We start from the raw sequence: 16,182 nt of genomic DNA on the forward strand, positions 1-16,182 counted from the left end.
CCGTGCGTGCTCCGGGAACTGACGGCCCCGGGCCGCTCGTTTCCAGAAGACGATACGTATGGCCCGCCGCCGTGCCGTCCGTGAAGCCGCCAGCCCCGGCTTGACCTGCTGCTGCAGGTCGGCCGTATACGCTCGTCAGGCTGTCGCTCGGTAGGCTGGCGCATAGCCAAAATGCGGCCGATTGGCCCGGTTGGTCCAGCCGAAGCGCCAGCCGGGGTCGAAGAGGGCTTCAACAGGGGCCGTTGTGAAGGAGAACCATGACTGAACGCGTGTCGGCGGGCAACTTGCGCGTCGCCAGGGTGCTCTACGACTTCGTGAACAACGAGGCCCTGCCGGGGACCGGAATCGACCCGGACAGCTTCTGGGCGGGCGTCGACAAGGTTGTGACCGACCTCACCCCGCAGAACCAGGATTTGCTCAACCGCCGTGACGAGCTACAGGCACAGATCGACAAGTGGCACCGCCATCGGGTGATCGAGCCCATCGATCAGGAGGCCTACCGCGAATTCCTCACCGAAATCGGGTACCTGCAGCCCGAACCCGACGACTTCACCATCACCACCTCCGGCGTCGACGACGAGATCACCACAACAGCCGGGCCGCAGCTGGTGGTCCCCGTGCTCAATGCCCGCTTCGCGCTCAACGCCGCCAACGCTCGCTGGGGCTCCCTCTACGACGCGCTGTACGGCACCGACGTCATCCCGGAAAGCGACGGCGCGGAAAAGGGCACCAGCTACAACAAGGTTCGCGGCGACAAAGTGATCGCCTACGCGCGCAAGTTTCTCGACGGTGCCGTGCCGTTGGCGTCGGGCTCGTGGGCAGACGCGACGGGGTTGAGTATCGACGACGGCCAGCTGCAGATCGCCTCAGGCGCGGAGTCCACAGGTCTGGCGAGCCCAGAGCAGTTCGCCGGATACAGCGGCGAGCTCGGCTCGCCCAACTGGTCGGTGCTGCTGGTCAACCACGGTTTACACATCGAAATCCAGATCGACCCGGATTCGCCGGTCGGCAAGACCGACGCAGCCGGCATCAAGGATGTGATTCTCGAGTCGGCGATCACCACGATCATGGACTTCGAGGACTCGGTGACCGCGGTCGACGCCGACGACAAGGTGCTCGGTTACCGCAACTGGCTCGGCCTGAACAAGGGCGATCTCGCCGAGAACGTCATGAAGGACGGCAAGACATTCACCCGTGTCCTCAACACCGACCGCACATACACCACGCCGGACGGCGGCGAGCTGACCCTTCCCGGGCGCAGCCTGTTGTTCGTCCGCAACGTCGGTCACTTGATGACCAACGACGCAATCGTCTCCGTCGGCGACGGTGACGAAGAAAAAGAGGTTTACGAAGGCATCATGGACGCGCTGTTCACCGGCGTCGCAGCGATCCATGGGCTCAAGAGCGGCGACCTCAACGGGCCATTGATCAACAGCCGCACGGGCTCCATCTACATCGTGAAGCCCAAGATGCACGGTCCTGCCGAGGTGGCGTTCACTTGCGAGCTGTTCAGCCGGGTCGAGGACGTGCTGGGATTGCCGCAAGGCACCCTCAAGGTCGGCATCATGGACGAGGAGCGCCGCACCACCGTCAACCTCAAGGCATGCATCAAGGCAGCCGCCGATCGTGTGGTGTTCATCAACACCGGGTTCCTGGACCGCACCGGCGACGAGATCCACACCTCCATGGAGGCGGGACCGATGATCCGCAAGGGTGCGATGAAGAACAGCACCTGGATCAAGGCCTACGAAGACGCCAACGTCGACATCGGCCTCGCCGCCGGCTTCTCGGGCAAGGCACAGATCGGCAAGGGCATGTGGGCGATGACCGAGTTGATGGCCGACATGGTCGAGCAGAAGATCGCCCAGCCGAAGGCCGGCGCCACCACCGCCTGGGTGCCGTCGCCCACGGCGGCCACCCTGCACGCGATGCACTACCACCAGGTGGACGTCTTCGCGGTGCAGAAGGAACTCGAGGGTAAGACCCGCACCACCATCGACGAGTTGCTGACCATTCCGTTGGCCAAGGAACTGGCGTGGGCTCCTGAAGAGATCCGCGAGGAGGTCGACAACAATTGTCAGTCCATCCTCGGCTACGTGGTGCGCTGGGTGGAGCAGGGCGTCGGTTGCTCGAAGGTGCCTGACATCCACAACACCGCCCTGATGGAGGACCGGGCCACCCTGCGGATCTCCAGCCAGTTGCTCGCCAACTGGCTGCGGCATGGCGTGATCACCAGCGAGGACGTGCGTGCCAGCCTGGAGCGCATGGCGCCGTTGGTGGACAAGCAGAACGCGGGTGACGCGGCGTATCGCCCGATGGCTCCCAACTTCGACGACAGCATCGCCTTCCTGGCCGCCCAGGACCTGATTCTGAAGGGCGGGCAGCAGCCCAACGGTTACACCGAGCCGATCCTGCATCGCCGTCGTCGGGAGTTCAAAGCGCGGACCCGCTGACAATGCGGGCCGCTGGCGGCCCGGGGACCCGGCGGGCCCATCGGAATTCACGCTGACCAGCGGAGAGCTTCAACGGATTCGAAACGAAAGGACGCAGACACCGGAATGGGTAGGCACAGCTTGCCGGACCCCGAGGATTCCGCCGCCGAGCCCTCTGAGGAATCCTTCGCGGACAGTGCGTACCCCGGGGACGAGGCCGATCAAGGTCGACACGGTGGCCTGGAGGCGGATGAGGAGTCGGACGTCTGGTCCGACGGCCACGACGAATGGTCCGATGACTACCACGATGCCGACGAGAGTCGCTATCTGGACGAAGACGAACCGTCCGCCAGCTGGGAATCCCGTCCGGTCGAAGACGAATCCATGCCGGCTCCGGGTGAGGCGTACGCCGACCTCGACGACCGGTACGGGGCCGAGAGTGACATGGCGTCCGGCGCGGCCGCGGGGTACCCCGACTTTCCGTCCCGGCCCGCGAGCGCGGCGGCCCCAGACCCGTCGACGCCCCCACCGCCGCTCTACGCCGCCGGCCACCGTGGAGGCGGCGAATGGCGCGGCGGGCATCGCAGCGGCCGCGGCGGCCGGGGAGTCAGCATCGGCGTCATAGTGGCCCTCGTCGCGGTCGTCGCCGTGGTGGGCGTATGGATCCTGTGGAAGTTCATCGGTGACTCGCTGTCGCATCGTTCACAGAACGCCGCGGCTCGCTGTGTGGGGGGAAAGGAGACGGTTGCCGTCGTCGCCGACCCGACCATCGCCGATCAGGTGCGGGAGCTGGCCGAGAGCTACAACCCGTCGGCCGGTCCGGTCGGCGACCGCTGCGTATCGGTCGACGTCAAACCTGCCGGCTCCGAGGCGGTGCTGGGCGGTTTCAGCGGCAAGTGGCCGGCCGAGTTGGGTGATCAGCCCGCATTGTGGGTCCCGGGCAGCTCGGTCTCCGCGGCACGCCTCAGCGCGGCCTCCAAACAGAAGATCGTCAGCGAGAGCCACTCTTTGGTGACATCGCCGGTGCTACTCGCGATTCGTCCCGAACTCCAGCAGGCCCTTTCCAGCCAGAACTGGGCGAACTTGCCGGGCTTGCAAACCAATCCGAACTCGCTGGCCGGCTTGAATCTGCCCGCGTGGGGATCGTTGCGGCTGGCTTTGCCGACCAACGGCAACGGCGATGCGTCGGTGCTGGCCGGCGAGGCGGTTGCGGCCACGTCAGCACCCGCCGGGGCGCCGGTAACCCAGGGCATCGGCGCCGCGCGCACACTGATGGCCGCGCAACCGAAACTGGCCGACAATTCCCTCGGCGCGGCGATGAACGCGCTGCTCGGCGCGGGGGACCCGGCGACCGGCCCGGTGCATGCGGTGGCCACCACCGAGCAACAGCTGTTCCAGCGCGGCCAGTCGCTGCCGGACGCCAAGGGCAAGTTGGGCTCCTGGCTGCCGCCCGGGCCGGTCGCGGTTGCCGACTATCCTGCCGTGCTGCTCACCGGGTCATGGCTGTCCCACGAACAGACCGAGGCGGCCAGCGCGTTTGCCCGATTCATGCAAAAGCCCGAACAACTGGCCAAGCTGGCCAAAGCGGGGTTCCGGGTAAATGGTGTAAAACCACCGAGCAGCCCGGTCACCGGCTTCCCCGCCCTGCCCCCGGCGCTCTCGTTGGGCGACGAGGCGCAGCGCGTCACGCTGGCCAACGGACTGGCCTCAACGGCGGCTGGGGTAGCCGCGACAATCATGCTCGACCAGTCGATGCCCACCGACGAGGGCGGCAAAACCCGGCTCGCCAACGTGGTCGCGGCCCTCAGCGAAAGAGTCAAAGCGATGCCGCCGACGTCGATGGTGGGACTGTGGACGTTCGACGGTCACGAGGGTCGATCCGAGGTGGCAATCGGACCACTGGACGACCCCGTCAACGGACAGCCTCGCTCGGCCGCGCTGACGGCCGCGCTGGACAAGCAGTATTCGTCCAACGGCGGCGCCGTTTCGTTCACCACGCTGCGCATGATCTATCAGGAGATGCTCGCCAATTACCGTGCCGGGCAAACGAATTCAATACTGGTGATCACCACCGGGCCGCATACCGACCAAACTCTCGATGGCCCTGGTCTGCAGGATTTCATTCGCAAGGCAGCGGACCAGGCCCGGCCGATCGCGGTCAACGTCATCGACTTCGGCGCCGACCCGGACCGGGCGACCTGGGAGGCCATCGCGCAGCTCAGCGGCGGCAGTTACCGCAACCTGGGAACCTCGGCGTCCCCCGACCTCGCCGCGGCGGTCAGCACCTTCCTGGGCTGAATTGGGCGATGCCAGGGCGTTCGGTGTGAAGCGTTGGCGTTGAGTGTGACGCTACGGCTTTCGGTGTGAAGCTACGGCTTTCGGTGTGAAGGCAGGGCGGAATCCGGGCGCTTTTCGCGCCCTCATTTCACACGCGACGCCAACGATTCACGCCCAACGCCAACGATTCACGCCCAACACGCTCAGCGAGGGCACGGCGTCAGCGCGCTAGCCGACCAGCAGGGACAGCGCGGCGTCGGCATACGCCTTGGGGTCCTCGATCTGCGGGTAGTGGCCCAAGCCGGGCAGTTCGACCACCGCGGCGCCGGGCCGCAGCTCGCGCAACCCGTCGAGCACATTCGTGGTGGCCACCGGATCGTTGAGTCCCCATACGAAGCCCAGCGGTTTGGGCCAATCGCGCACGGCGCCATGCCAGCGTTGCGCGTAACGCTCCCGCTCGTCGAGATAGCTGATCAGCAGATGCGCGATGCGATTGCCGTCGTTGTACGACAACAACTCCCACTGAGCGGCGGCCTCCTCAGCCGACAGCGGGTGATCGGTCGAGAACAGCCGGCCGAAGCCCCGCTGGAAACCGCGCCGATTCGTCAGCCGGGCCGCGACCGGACCCAGCGGGCCGCGCAGCACCTTCTGGATCGGCCGCAGGCTGGCGCGTTCCAGGATGACGCTGCCATTGCTCAGCACGGCCCGCTGCATGTCGAAAGGCAGGCGACCCTCCAGGTCGCGGGCCATCAGCTCGGTGGTCACCGATGTGCCCATGTCGTGGGCGAGCACCACCACCGGGCCGGTCGCCGTCTGCGCGATCACGGTCTGTACCAGGTTGGCCTGCTCGAGCAGGCTGTAGCGATGCGGACGCGGCTTGTCCGACAGGCCGTAGCCGAGGAAGTCCATCGTCACCCAGGCGTGGTCGCCCAGATACGGCAGCACGGCCCGGAAATCGAACGAACTCGACGGAAAGCCGTGCAGCAGTAGCACAGTCGGTGTAGCACCCGCTTTTAACCGGACGAATACCCGGCCCACGGGCGTCTCCAGCCAGCGGCCGGCATCGCGCCATTCCTGGACGTTCACTGGTGTCACCCTTCGGACATACCATCGAGGGCGCGATCAAAGGAGGGTTATGACGATCGATTTCACCCCGGATCCTCAGCTGTACCCGTTCGAGTCGCGCTGGTTCGACAGCTCGCAGGGACGCATCCACTACGTCGACGAGGGTCCTACGGGTTCCGATGCCCCGCCGATCCTGTTCTGCCACGGGAACCCGACGTGGAGCTTCTTGTATCGCGACATCATCGTCGCGCTGCGGGACCGATTTCGGTGCATCGCACCGGACTATCTCGGCTTCGGCCTGTCGGATCGCCCATCGGGGTTCGGCTACAAGGTTGACGGACACGCCCGCGTGATCGGAGAGCTGGTCGATCACCTGGGCCTCGACGGGTATCTCAGCATGGGTCAGGACTGGGGTGGGCCGATCAGCACCGCTGTGGCCGTCGAGCGTGCCGATCGAGTGCGCGGTGTCGTGCTGGGCAACACCTGGTTCTGGCCGACGGATGAGTTGACGACGAAGATCTTCAGCAGGGTGATGTCAAGTCCCCCAATGCAATACGCGATTCTGCGCCGGAATTTCTTTGTCGAGCGGCTGATTCCGGCGGGGACGGCTCGTCGGTTGAGCCCGGTGGTGATGGAGCACTACCGCGCGGTGCAGCCCGACTCGGAGGCGCGATTGGGGGTGGCCGAGCTGCCGAAAGAGCTTCTGGCTGCCCGTCCGCTGCTGGCACGGCTGGCGCGTGAGGTGCCCGAAAAACTGGGCGCCAAGCCGGCGCTGTTCGTCTGGGGTATGAAGGACTTCGCGTTCAGACCCGGTCCGACGATCCCACGGATGCGTCAGACGTTTCCCGATCATGTGCTCGTCGAGCTGCCCGAGGCGAACCACTTCATCCAGGAGGACGCACCGGATCGGATCGCCGCCGCGATCATCGACCGGTTCGGCTGACGGGCACCGCCGGGCTACGCGAATGCCTCCACCGGCGGGCACGCGCAGACCAGGTTGCGATCGCCGTAGGCACCGTCGATGCGGCGCACCGGCGGCCACACCTTGGGCCGGAAACCCGCGCCCAGCGGGTAGGCAGCCTGTTCACGCGTATACGGGTGATCCCAGTCGGCCACCAGCAGACATTGCGCGGTGTGTGGCGCGCCGCGCAGCGGGTTGTCGTCAACCGGCCACTCCCCCGACGCGACGCGGTCGATCTCGCCGCGAATGGCGATCATCGCCTCGCAGAAAGCGTCGACCTCGGTCAGGCTTTCGCTCTCGGTGGGTTCCACCATCAGCGTGCCGGCCACCGGGAAACTCATCGTCGGAGCGTGAAAGCCGTAGTCCGCCAAACGTTTCGCCACGTCGTCGACGGTCACGCCGGTCGACTTGGTGAGTGCGCGCAGATCCAGGATGCACTCGTGGGCCACCATGCCGTTCTCGCCGGTGTAGAGGACCGGGAAGTATTCGTCGAGGCGGCGAGCGATGTAGTTGGCCGAGGCGATCGCCGTCAGCGACGCCGCGCGCAGGCCGTCGGCGCCCATCATCCGGATGTAGGCCCAGGTGATCGGCAGTATCGAGGCCGATCCGTAGGGAGCCGACGACACCGGGTGACCATGGGGAAGTTCGGGGGCATAGGGATGACCCGGCAGGAACCGTGCCAAATGCGAACGCACCGCAACCGGACCCACTCCCGGGCCCCCGCCCCCGTGCGGGATGCAGAACGTCTTGTGCAGGTTCAGGTGGCTGACGTCACCGCCGAACTTCCCCGGCCGGGCCAGTCCCACCAGTGCGTTGAGGTTGGCGCCGTCGACGTACACCTGACCGCCCGCGTCGTGCACGGCCGCGCACATGTCGGCGATGTCCTGCTCGTACACGCCATGAGTGGACGGATAGGTGATCATCAGCGTCGATAGCCGGTCGGCGTGCTCGCTGACCTTGGCGCGCAGATCGTCCAGGTCGACGTCCCCGTTGTCATGGCAGCCCACGACGACGACGCGCATCCCGGCCAGCGCCGCCGAGGCCGCGTTGGTGCCGTGCGCACTGGACGGGATAAGGCAGATGTCGCGGTGCGGTTCTCCCTGGCTGGCGTGGTAGTCGTGAATTGCCAGCAGACCCGCGTACTCCCCTTGCGAGCCGGCGTTGGGCTGCAGCGAGACGGCGTCATAGCCGGTGATAGCGACCAACCACGTCTCCAGGTCGCCGATCAGCTGACGCAGCCCCCGGGTGTCGACGGCCGGGGCGAACGGGTGCTGACGCGCGAATTCCGGCCAGGTGATCGGCTCCATCTCGGCCGCGGCGTTGAGTTTCATCGTGCACGATCCCAGCGGAATCATGCTGCGGTCCAAAGCGACGTCCTTGTCCGCCAGCGCACGCAGGTAGCGCATCATCGCCGTCTCCGTGCGGTATTGCGTGAACGCGGGATGCGTCAGGAACTCCGACGTGCGGGTTGCGATGTCTGCGCGCACCGGTTCGGCGGCCGACACACCAAAGGCTTCCAGAACCGCCGCGACATGCTCTTCGGTGGTGGCTTCGTCGCAGGCCACCGACACATGGTCGGCGTCGACTCGCCACAGGTTGAGGCCGTTGGCCTTGGCCGCGGCCAGCACCTCGTCAGCCCGTCCCGGTACCCGGGCCAGCACCGTGTCGAAGTAGGTGTCGTGTACCAGTGCGTCGCCGAGGGCAGCGGCGATGGTCTCGGCGTGGGCATGTATACGGCGCGCGATAGCGGTCAACCCCTCGGCCCCGTGGTAGCTGGCATACATCGCGGCCATCACCGCCAGCAGCACCTGCGCCGTGCAGATGTTGCTGGTTGCCTTGTCGCGACGGATGTGCTGCTCGCGCGTCTGCAGGGCCAGCCGGTAGGCCGGGGACCCGTCGGCGTCCAGCGAAACACCGACCAGGCGGCCGGGCAGCTGACGGGCATGCTTGTTGTGCACGGCCAGGTAGCCCGCATGCGGGCCGCCGAATCCCATCGGCACGCCGAACCGTTGCGTAGTGCCGAAGGCGACGTCAGCGCCGATCTCGCCGGGCGGGGTGATCAGCGTCAGCGCCAACAAGTCGGCACCGACGGCAATCAGGGCCCCGCGGTCATGGGCCTCAGCCACCAGATCGGCCCAGTCGGTTATCCGGCCGCTGGCGCCGGGCAGCTGGGTGACCACGCCGAAAAAGTCGCCGTCCGGCAGGCCGTGCCGCAGGTCGGCGGTCACGATGTCGATGCCCAACGGCTTGGCCCGGGTGGCGAGCACCGCTGCCGTCTGGGCGAACAGGTCGCTATCAACGACGAGGCGGCCAGTCGAGCCGCCGCGGGCCGCGCGATGCATCAATGTCATGGCTTCGGCCGCCGCGGTGCCCTCGTCGAGCATCGAGGCGTTGGCGACCTCCAGGCCGGTGAGATCGCTGACCAGCGTCTGGAAGTTCAGCAGCGCTTCCAGACGGCCCTGGCTTATCTCGGGTTGGTAGGGCGTGTAGGCGGTGTACCAGGCCGGGTTTTCCATGATGTTGCGCAACAGCACGGGCGGGGTGAGCGTGTCGTAGTAGCCCTGCCCAATCATCGAGACGGCCACGGTGTTGGCGTCGGCCAGCGCACGCAGTTCGGCCAGTGCTTCGGCCTCGCTGGCGGGCTCCGGCAGCCCGTCCAGTCCCGGTGCGGCGCCGGTGCCGGTGAGCTTGTCGAGAATCCCGGCCGGGACGGCCTTGGCGGCGAGCTCGTCGAGTGAGTCGACACCGATCACGGCCAGCATGGCGTCGACGGCCTGGCGGTCCGGGCCGATGTGCCGGTCGGCGAACGTTGCCGGGTGGGGGGTTGAATTCCCTGACATGTGGCGAACTCCTGACGCGCGGTGCTGCAGAGGAAGGGTCTAGCGGCCCTCTCCCTCTGTCTTCACCCGTGCACCAGGCGCCTGAGAGATTCGGCGCCGCTAACAGGCACCTTTCCCCATCGGCGGGTGACGACCGGCGGTCGCCACCGCTTTCCAGAGGCATCTTGTCTTACGCGGTCCGGGGGCCTGAGAGGTTGACGGAGAGGTGTTGCTCCTTCGGCGTCCATGACTGGCGGTCATGGAACTCTCCCGCGCAAGCGCGACGCATCGCCCAGTTTACCGCCTCCTTATCGCAAGGCGTGAGCGTGCACGTTTGTACAGGGACACGCCGCCTGAGGCGTGCAATTGCGCACGCTCGCGGAGGAAGGTGAGGCGGAACTAGCCGATTTTGCGGTCGCGATGCTTGCGACGAGAGGCCAGCTCGTCTTCCGGTGCCGCAATCGACTCGCCGCCGTCGGCGCGCTCGCCGGGGAAGTCGGCGATGACGCCGGTCAGCTCACGCATCGCACCGGACACCGCGATGCCGAACACCCCTTGCCCGCCCTGCAGCAGATCGACGACCTCCTCGGCGGACGTGCACTCGTACACGCTGGTGCCGTCGGAGAACAGGGTGATGTTGGCCAGATCCTGGACACCGCGCTGGCGCAAGTGGTCGACCGCGACCCGGATGTTGTGCAGCGAGATGCCGGTGTCCAGCAGGCGCTTGACGATCTTGAGAACCAGGATGTCCTTGAACGAGTAAAGCCGCTGGCTGCCGGAACCGGCCGCGCTGCGAATCGAGGGAACCACCAGCGATGTGCGCGCCCAGTAGTCCAGCTGACGGTAGGTGATGCCGGCGATCTGGCAGGCGCTTGGGCCGCGATAGCCCACCAGCTCATCCGGCACGGAGTCGTCGGGGAACAGCCCGGGCTGCACAGGCTCGCTTGGTGCGGCAGCGTCAGTAGTCGCGACGTTCGCTTGGTCGGAAAGGTCCAGCTGCTCTTGACGTGGCTGCTCGCTCACGGTGGTTCCTCTCGCCGATCGCGCTCGTGTACTCGCTGCGTCACTGGCTGCCCCCGGCAACCACGGTCGCTCAGGCCCGAGTGCTAGTGAGCATACGCTTTCACTAGCTGCCGTGGCCCGAGATGAATCTTCAAGTCGTGTTCAAAAGTATGGCTGCCACCCGGGCCGGGAGCCGCCATCCGCGAGGCGTGTCGACAAAGCGGTGCCAGATGAGACGCATCCGTAACGTTGCCCGGGACGATGCCGGACCGCCGCTACGTGGCCTTGAAATCGTCAGGCGACACGCTGTCGAGAAATTCCTTGAACTTCTCCACCTCGTCCTCGCGAACCGCGCTGCTGGACTCCTCGTCGCTCTCGTCGGGAATCAGCAGGCCGGCCTGGGCCAGAACCGCTTCTTCGACGTAGATCGGAACGCCCACCCGCAGCGCGATCGCCACCGAGTCGGAGGGTCGCGCCGACACTGTGATGTTGCGATCGAAAATCAGGTCGGCGTAGAAGGTGCCCTCCTGCAAATCCGTGATTCGCACCTCTTTGAGCGAATGGCCAAGTGCGGCAATGAGATCCCTGATCAGGTCATGTGTCAGCGGCCGGGGTGGCTCGACCCCTTGCTGCTCCAGGGCGATGGCCGCGGCCTCCGACTGGCCTATCCAGATCGGCAGGTACCGGTCACCATTGGCTTCGCGCAGTAACAGCACCGGCTGGTTCTGCGGCTGCTCGACGCGAATGCCGACAACACGAACTTCACCCATCTGTGTCTGCCCTCCGCACATGCCGCTGTGTCCCGACGGAAGCCGGTGCGACGACCCCGACAAGACCAGCGTCGCCGCACACCAAGCTGTCGAACGAAGTCTAGTCCTCAGCGGTGAAGAAGGTCGCGAACCGCCGACTTGATCAACGACGTGTGCAGGGTGATGGCAAGCGCAGCGACCTCGCGCGCCAAATCGTCGGCACGGTCGCGGGCGCCGGCCTTGCCGGCCTTGACTAGCGGCCCGGCGATCTGAGCGATCAGATCGGACTGCCGGTCCGCGGCTGACCGGAAGGCACGCAGATGCCGCGGCTCGACGCCGTATTCGGACAGCGCGCGCGCACATTGCAGAATCACGACCGCGTGTTCGTCGAAGAACCCGCCCGGCCCCGTCGTGATCACCCCGGCCTTGAGCAGCGCCGTCAACAGGTCGTCGTCCACCCCCGAACGTTCCAGCAGGTCCTCCCGGCTGAGCCGGATGCGGGGGGGCGCCACCTCTGCGGTGTCGGATCCCGAATCACCGTTGTCGGCCACTTGCACCAATCGCGGTACGCCGTAAGGCGATCCGACCGACGGCAGCTCACCGTCCGGCTGGGCGTCGAGCTGTGCCCGGATCACCTTCAGGGGCAGGTAATGATCCCGCTGGGCGGTGAGGATGAAGCGGAGACGCGCACAGTCGTACGCGGTGAACCGGCGATACCCCGAGGCGGCGCGCTGTGGCGTCACCAGCCCCTCAGCCTCCAGGAAGCGGATCTTGGAGATGGTGACATCGGGGAAATCCGGCCGCAGCAGGTCGAGGACTGCCCCGATCGACATCCCGGCTACCGCCGGGCTATCGAGTGCGCCCACTAGCCTCCGGTTCCCCCCTCGTCACCCTGCTTGGGTCCGGTCAGGAACACCAAGCGGAACTTGCCGATCTGCACTTCGTCGCCGTTGGCCAGCACCGCCGAATCCACCGGCTCGCGGTTGACATAGGTGCCGTTGAGGCTGCCGACGTCGACGACCTGGAATTCGGTGTTCTCCAACCTGAATTCGGCGTGACGACGGCTCACGGTGACGTCGTCGAGGAATATGTCGCTGTCCGGGTGCCGGCCCGCGGATGTGATGGGCTGGTCGAGCAGGAAACGCGATCCAGCGTTGGGTCCGCGCTTGACGACCAGCAACGCCGAACCCGCCGGGAGGCCTTCGACCCCGGACACCGTGCTCTCCGTGCCCGCCTGTGCGGGCGCATCGAGTTCGTTGAGGAAGTCGGCCCGAAAGACGGAAGTCGTCTCTACGGTGACATCATCGGAAGTCTGGTCCTGCGGACTTCCTGAGTCCATTTCCGTCACCCGCTGCTCCTTACTGGCTGCTGTGGCGTTCGACCGGGCCGCTTGGCCGGCTTTTCAGTTCAAATGCCTTCAAATGCCTTCACATGCCGTCGAATGCTGTCAAATGCTCTCAATGCCTTCAATACATATGTGTCGACCGTACCGCGCAGTGGTCCGCGATGTGGTTCCCACCGCAAGATCGTCGTGCGACGCTGGCTGGCACATTAGCAATCGTCATTCGGTCAGTGTGCCGCGGTAGGCCTCGGCGTCAAGCAGCGTCGCGAGGCCCGACTCCAACGCGGCGTTATCCGGCACCCGCAGATCCAGCAGCCACCCGGCACCGTATGGATCTGAGTTCGCCAGTTGCGGACTGCTTTCCAGCTCGGAGTTGACCGCTGCCACCGTGCCGGACAGCGGCGCATACAGATCCGAAACCGATTTCGTGGACTCCACTTCACCGAAGGATTCGCCCGCGGTCACTTCGGCGCCCACATCCGGCAACTGCACGAAAACGACATCGCCCAATGCCGATTGCGCGAAGTCGGTGATGCCGACTCGCACGATGTCGTCCCCGCTGCGGCGAACCCATTCATGCTCGGCGGTGTAGTGCAGATCGGACGGGATATCGCTCACGGGCAAGTCCTGTTCTGTTCGGTGGTGCTCACTTGACGGGCTGAGCGTATTGGCGTGCTTTTGGTTGCCGCAAGGTGGTCACGTCGACGCGGTCGGACTGTTGCACACTCATCCGCGCGCCGACACGTTTGGCGCTGTCCTCGGCGCCACCGGGAATGTTCATCGCCGCGGCCAAGGTCGGCGGATCGCCAATCGCCAGAACCGAATACGGCGGCGAAAAGGCTTTTCCGTCGATGGTCAGCGAGCCGGGACTGCCTACCACCCAGGTATCGACACCGACCCGAACGGACTGGCGCGCATCGTTGATCTCGATGGCCTCTGCGCCGGCGGCGCGCAACTCGTTGATGACGTCGAGCATCGTGTCTGGCGCCATTCCGGGACCGGGGTCTTCGATCTTGACGGTGACGCCGGGCCCGGTGGCGCCCACGGACCCGACGAGGATGGCCAACGCGGCCAGCCTGGCCTGCGCGCTTTCGATGGCAGCCTGATCGGTGTTGCCGGACGCCCGCAATTTGTTCAGGGTGTTCTGAAGTTCGGTCACCTCGGTCTCCAGGGCGGCCTCACGTTGCCGCAGCGAGTCCAACAGCACCAGCAAATCGGCGGGCCGGGCGGTGTCAAGGGAATCGCCGGACTTGGTTTGGTGCACCTGGGTGGCAATGGCAACACCCAGTACGACACACAAGAGGATGGCCAGCGCGCCGAACGCCAACCGCGAACGGCCACCCCGCAGCAGTCCGGACAGTCCCGTGCGGCGCAGCGGCCCGATTTCTGGCCGGGGACTGTTTCCGGGCAATTCGTGACGGCCGTGCTGGCCCGCGTCCGAGGCCTCGGAATCAGCGTCGGGCGCAACGTGCGGCGTCGACTTTTCAGCTTTGGCACCGCTTTCTGCGTGGTCCTGGGACTGGTCTTCCGGAAGGTCTCGGGACCCCGGGGGTCGCTCGCTCACCCTGACCTCATCTCTGTCATGCGCCGAACAGCCGGCGCCGCAATGCGGCGGCATTGCCGAAGATCCGGATACCCAGCACGACGATGATCGCCGTGGACAACTGGGTGCCAACGCCGAGTTGATCCCCGACGTAGACGATCAGGGCTGCCACCAGGACGTTGAACACGAACGACACCACGAAGACCTTCGGGTCGAAGATCCGCTCGAGGTAGGCGCGCAGCCCGCCGAACACCGCGTCGAGCGCGGCCACCACGGCGATGGGCAGATAGGGTTGGACGACCTCCGGCACGCTGGGGTGAAAGAACAGGCCCAGCACGATGCCGATCGCAACCGCAGCGATACCGATCATGCTGAGCGGATTCCAGTCGTCGGCAAGGGCATCTGGATCACCAGGACTTCTCTCACTAGGGCCCAATCTGTTTGGCGAACTTGACTTCCCGGATTGCTCCGGCGGGCAGCGAAAGTCGATCGGAGATGTTCACGCTGACGCCGACGCTGTAAGACGTCTCCAGCAGCCTGAGGCGGTGCAGACCGGGGCTGTTTTCGAAAGCGTCTCGCATCCCGTGCGGCGGCCCGACGGCCAGGATCGTATACGGGCTGCTGGTGGGATTGTTGTCGACCAGGATGGCTCCGCCAGCCTGCCGGATCGTCACGTTCGGGCCGATCCTGGCGCCGCCGACCGAAATGGCCTCTGCGCCGCTCGCCCATAACGAGTTGACGACCAGTTGCAGATCCCGGTCCAGGATGATTTGCCGGCTGCCGTTCACGCGCTGCTTGGACACGTCGGAAAGGTTCGGTCCCACGCCGGGATCGGTGACCGTCACCGTCAGGCCAGGACCGGTGACCGCTGTGCTGGCCGCGGCCAGGCTGAGCGCGTCGAGGCGGGTCAGCAGCCGCTGTCCCATTGCGTTGTCAGCGAGTGCTAGACGCTGCACGTCATCAACTTGAGCCGCGAGCAGGTTGCGGCGCTGGGCCAATTTGGCGGCCGCCGTTTGCGTTGACCGCACACTGGTCGCCAGCAGCTGCTGCGCGGTACGCACGCCGGGTGCAACCGAGCGGGCCTGCGCTACCGCGGCGGCAAAAACCGTGACTACCAGCATTGCCGCCAGCGCCTGCCAGATCCAGCCGAAAACACGTGCTCGCCGGCTCGATGGGCGATCTGGGCGGTTCCGTTTGGCGGCTGCGGCGGCGTAACCGGGGTCGAGGTGTTCCGAAAGTAGGGCCCGCAGCAGCGACGGCACCGGGATCAGGGTGGGCCGTGCGGCCGCATGGGCGCTACGACCTGCGTTGGGGTCATAGCCGCCGAGGCGCCGGTCGGGTTCAGACATGCTTACCCGCTTGCGGGGTTGCCGGGCGATCGGCCCGGCTGAGCTTGGGCATGTGGCGAACCACCAGCGTCATCTGCAGGATGTACAGGACGAACGCCCAGAGGTACATGTACAAGCCCCAGATCAGAAAGCCCCAACCGCAGACGCCCACCACTCGGCTCCACAATGCGTGCCACTGGCCCAGCAGTATTAGCGGAAAGCCCGACATCAACGCGAAGGTCGCTGCTTTGCCGACATAGGTGACCGGCAATGCGGAGAGCCCCCGACTCCGCAGCGACGGCAGTGTGGCAGCCAACAGCCCATCGCGGGCGAGCAGCGTGATGACGAACCACCACGGCACAATTTCGCCGGCCGCCATGGTGATCGGGACGGCAACCATGTAGAGGCGATCGACCGCGGGGTCCAGCAGAACGCCCAAGCGTGAGGACTGGTTGAGCATCCGCGCGATCTTGCCGTCGGCCCAGTCGGAGATCCCGCTGAACATCAGGATCGCCACCGCCCAGGCGTTGGCGTGCGCCACCAGCAGCACGTAGATGAACACCGGGATGAGCAGCAGACGGATGGCGCTCAGCACGTTGGGTACCGTCAGCACCCGATCGGCTTCGTGTGCGGGCTCCATATGCCGTGACCCTAGCCCGGCCCC

At 66.1% G+C, this 16,182-nt stretch carries 14 protein-coding genes and 1 riboswitch; of the genes, 3 read left to right on the plus strand and 11 right to left on the minus strand.

The genetic code is table 11. From position 1 onward, the window contains the following. Positions 1-257 precede the first annotated feature (257 nt). Positions 258-2,453, plus strand: coding sequence for a malate synthase G (locus A5791_RS05230; protein ID WP_067232226.1), 2,196 nt, complete (start codon positions 258-260; stop codon positions 2,451-2,453). Positions 2,454-2,558: 105 nt separating this feature from the next. Then, entirely contained in the window at positions 2,559-4,730 is a 2,172-nt protein-coding gene (locus A5791_RS05235; protein WP_067232228.1) for a substrate-binding domain-containing protein, read from the plus strand. A 207-nt stretch (positions 4,731-4,937) separates the two neighbouring features. On the opposite strand, the gene A5791_RS05240 is transcribed toward A5791_RS05235, so the two are convergent. Further along, positions 4,938-5,804, minus strand: a complete 867-nt coding sequence (locus A5791_RS05240) for an alpha/beta fold hydrolase (protein WP_082966754.1) — start codon at positions 5,802-5,804, stop codon at positions 4,938-4,940. 40 nt (positions 5,805-5,844) lie between these two features. Here A5791_RS05240 and A5791_RS05245 point away from each other — a divergent pair, with 40 nt between their 5' ends. Then, positions 5,845-6,717: a haloalkane dehalogenase gene (locus A5791_RS05245; RefSeq protein WP_067232230.1), complete on the plus strand. Its 873-nt coding sequence runs from the start codon at positions 5,845-5,847 to the stop codon at positions 6,715-6,717. A 14-nt stretch (positions 6,718-6,731) separates the two neighbouring features. On the opposite strand, the gene gcvP is transcribed toward A5791_RS05245, so the two are convergent. The 10 genes from gcvP to A5791_RS05295 form a co-directional block, all read right to left on the minus strand. Then, entirely contained in the window at positions 6,732-9,575 is a 2,844-nt protein-coding gene (gene gcvP, locus A5791_RS05250) for an aminomethyl-transferring glycine dehydrogenase (RefSeq protein WP_067232233.1), read from the minus strand. A gap of 164 nt (positions 9,576-9,739) precedes the next feature. Further along, positions 9,740-9,837, minus strand: a riboswitch (glycine riboswitch). 116 nt (positions 9,838-9,953) lie between these two features. Beyond that, entirely contained in the window at positions 9,954-10,577 is a 624-nt protein-coding gene (locus A5791_RS05255; protein WP_067232242.1) for a MerR family transcriptional regulator, read from the minus strand. Between the two features lie 254 nt (positions 10,578-10,831). Continuing rightward, positions 10,832-11,326 (minus strand): bifunctional nuclease family protein, encoded by a 495-nt coding sequence (locus A5791_RS05260; protein ID WP_067232245.1) that lies wholly within the window; start codon positions 11,324-11,326, stop codon positions 10,832-10,834. A gap of 107 nt (positions 11,327-11,433) precedes the next feature. After that, entirely contained in the window at positions 11,434-12,171 is a 738-nt protein-coding gene (locus A5791_RS05265) for a MerR family transcriptional regulator (protein ID WP_067232248.1), read from the minus strand. Further along, positions 12,171-12,644 carry a glycogen accumulation regulator GarA gene (gene garA / locus A5791_RS05270; RefSeq protein WP_369828020.1) on the minus strand — a complete coding sequence of 158 codons (474 nt, stop codon included), beginning with the start codon at positions 12,642-12,644 and terminating at the stop codon, positions 12,171-12,173. Before garA ends, A5791_RS05265 begins: the two co-directional genes overlap by 1 nt. A gap of 222 nt (positions 12,645-12,866) precedes the next feature. Continuing rightward, positions 12,867-13,265 (minus strand): glycine cleavage system protein GcvH, encoded by a 399-nt coding sequence (gene gcvH / locus A5791_RS05275; RefSeq protein WP_067232255.1) that lies wholly within the window; start codon positions 13,263-13,265, stop codon positions 12,867-12,869. Positions 13,266-13,293: 28 nt separating this feature from the next. After that, complete coding sequence (locus A5791_RS05280; protein ID WP_156661010.1) at positions 13,294-14,265, minus strand: DUF881 domain-containing protein; 972 nt, start codon at positions 14,263-14,265, stop codon at positions 13,294-13,296. After that, entirely contained in the window at positions 14,228-14,560 is a 333-nt protein-coding gene (locus tag A5791_RS05285) for a small basic family protein (protein WP_067232259.1), read from the minus strand. The genes A5791_RS05280 and A5791_RS05285 overlap by 38 nt, the downstream gene beginning before the upstream one ends. A 55-nt stretch (positions 14,561-14,615) precedes the next feature. Then, entirely contained in the window at positions 14,616-15,539 is a 924-nt protein-coding gene (locus tag A5791_RS05290) for a DUF881 domain-containing protein (RefSeq protein WP_067232262.1), read from the minus strand. Next, positions 15,532-16,158 carry a CDP-alcohol phosphatidyltransferase family protein gene (locus tag A5791_RS05295; protein WP_067232266.1) on the minus strand — a complete coding sequence of 209 codons (627 nt, stop codon included), beginning with the start codon at positions 16,156-16,158 and terminating at the stop codon, positions 15,532-15,534. The genes A5791_RS05290 and A5791_RS05295 overlap by 8 nt, the downstream gene beginning before the upstream one ends. Positions 16,159-16,182: the final 24 nt, after the last annotated feature.

Source organism: Mycobacterium sp. 852002-51163_SCH5372311 (assembly GCF_001667115.1).
Lineage (GTDB): Bacteria > Actinomycetota > Actinomycetes > Mycobacteriales > Mycobacteriaceae > Mycobacterium.

Bases quoted from the DNA above. Each gene is read 5' to 3' on its own strand.
- A5791_RS05230 (WP_067232226.1), top strand. From the start codon at position 258: ATGACTGAACGCGTGTCGGCGGGCAACTTGCGCGTCGCCAGGGTGCTC.
- A5791_RS05235 (WP_067232228.1), top strand. From the start codon at position 2,559: ATGGGTAGGCACAGCTTGCCGGACCCCGAGGATTCCGCCGCCGAGCCC.
- A5791_RS05245 (WP_067232230.1), top strand. From the start codon at position 5,845: ATGACGATCGATTTCACCCCGGATCCTCAGCTGTACCCGTTCGAGTCG.
- gcvP (WP_067232233.1), bottom strand. From the start codon at position 9,575: ATGTCAGGGAATTCAACCCCCCACCCGGCAACGTTCGCCGACCGGCAC.
- A5791_RS05260 (WP_067232245.1), bottom strand. From the start codon at position 11,326: ATGGGTGAAGTTCGTGTTGTCGGCATTCGCGTCGAGCAGCCGCAGAAC.
- garA (WP_369828020.1), bottom strand. From the start codon at position 12,644: ATGGACTCAGGAAGTCCGCAGGACCAGACTTCCGATGATGTCACCGTA.
- A5791_RS05280 (WP_156661010.1), bottom strand. From the start codon at position 14,265: ATGCCGCCGCATTGCGGCGCCGGCTGTTCGGCGCATGACAGAGATGAG.
- A5791_RS05285 (WP_067232259.1), bottom strand. From the start codon at position 14,560: ATGATCGGTATCGCTGCGGTTGCGATCGGCATCGTGCTGGGCCTGTTC.
- A5791_RS05290 (WP_067232262.1), bottom strand. From the start codon at position 15,539: ATGTCTGAACCCGACCGGCGCCTCGGCGGCTATGACCCCAACGCAGGT.
- A5791_RS05295 (WP_067232266.1), bottom strand. From the start codon at position 16,158: ATGGAGCCCGCACACGAAGCCGATCGGGTGCTGACGGTACCCAACGTG.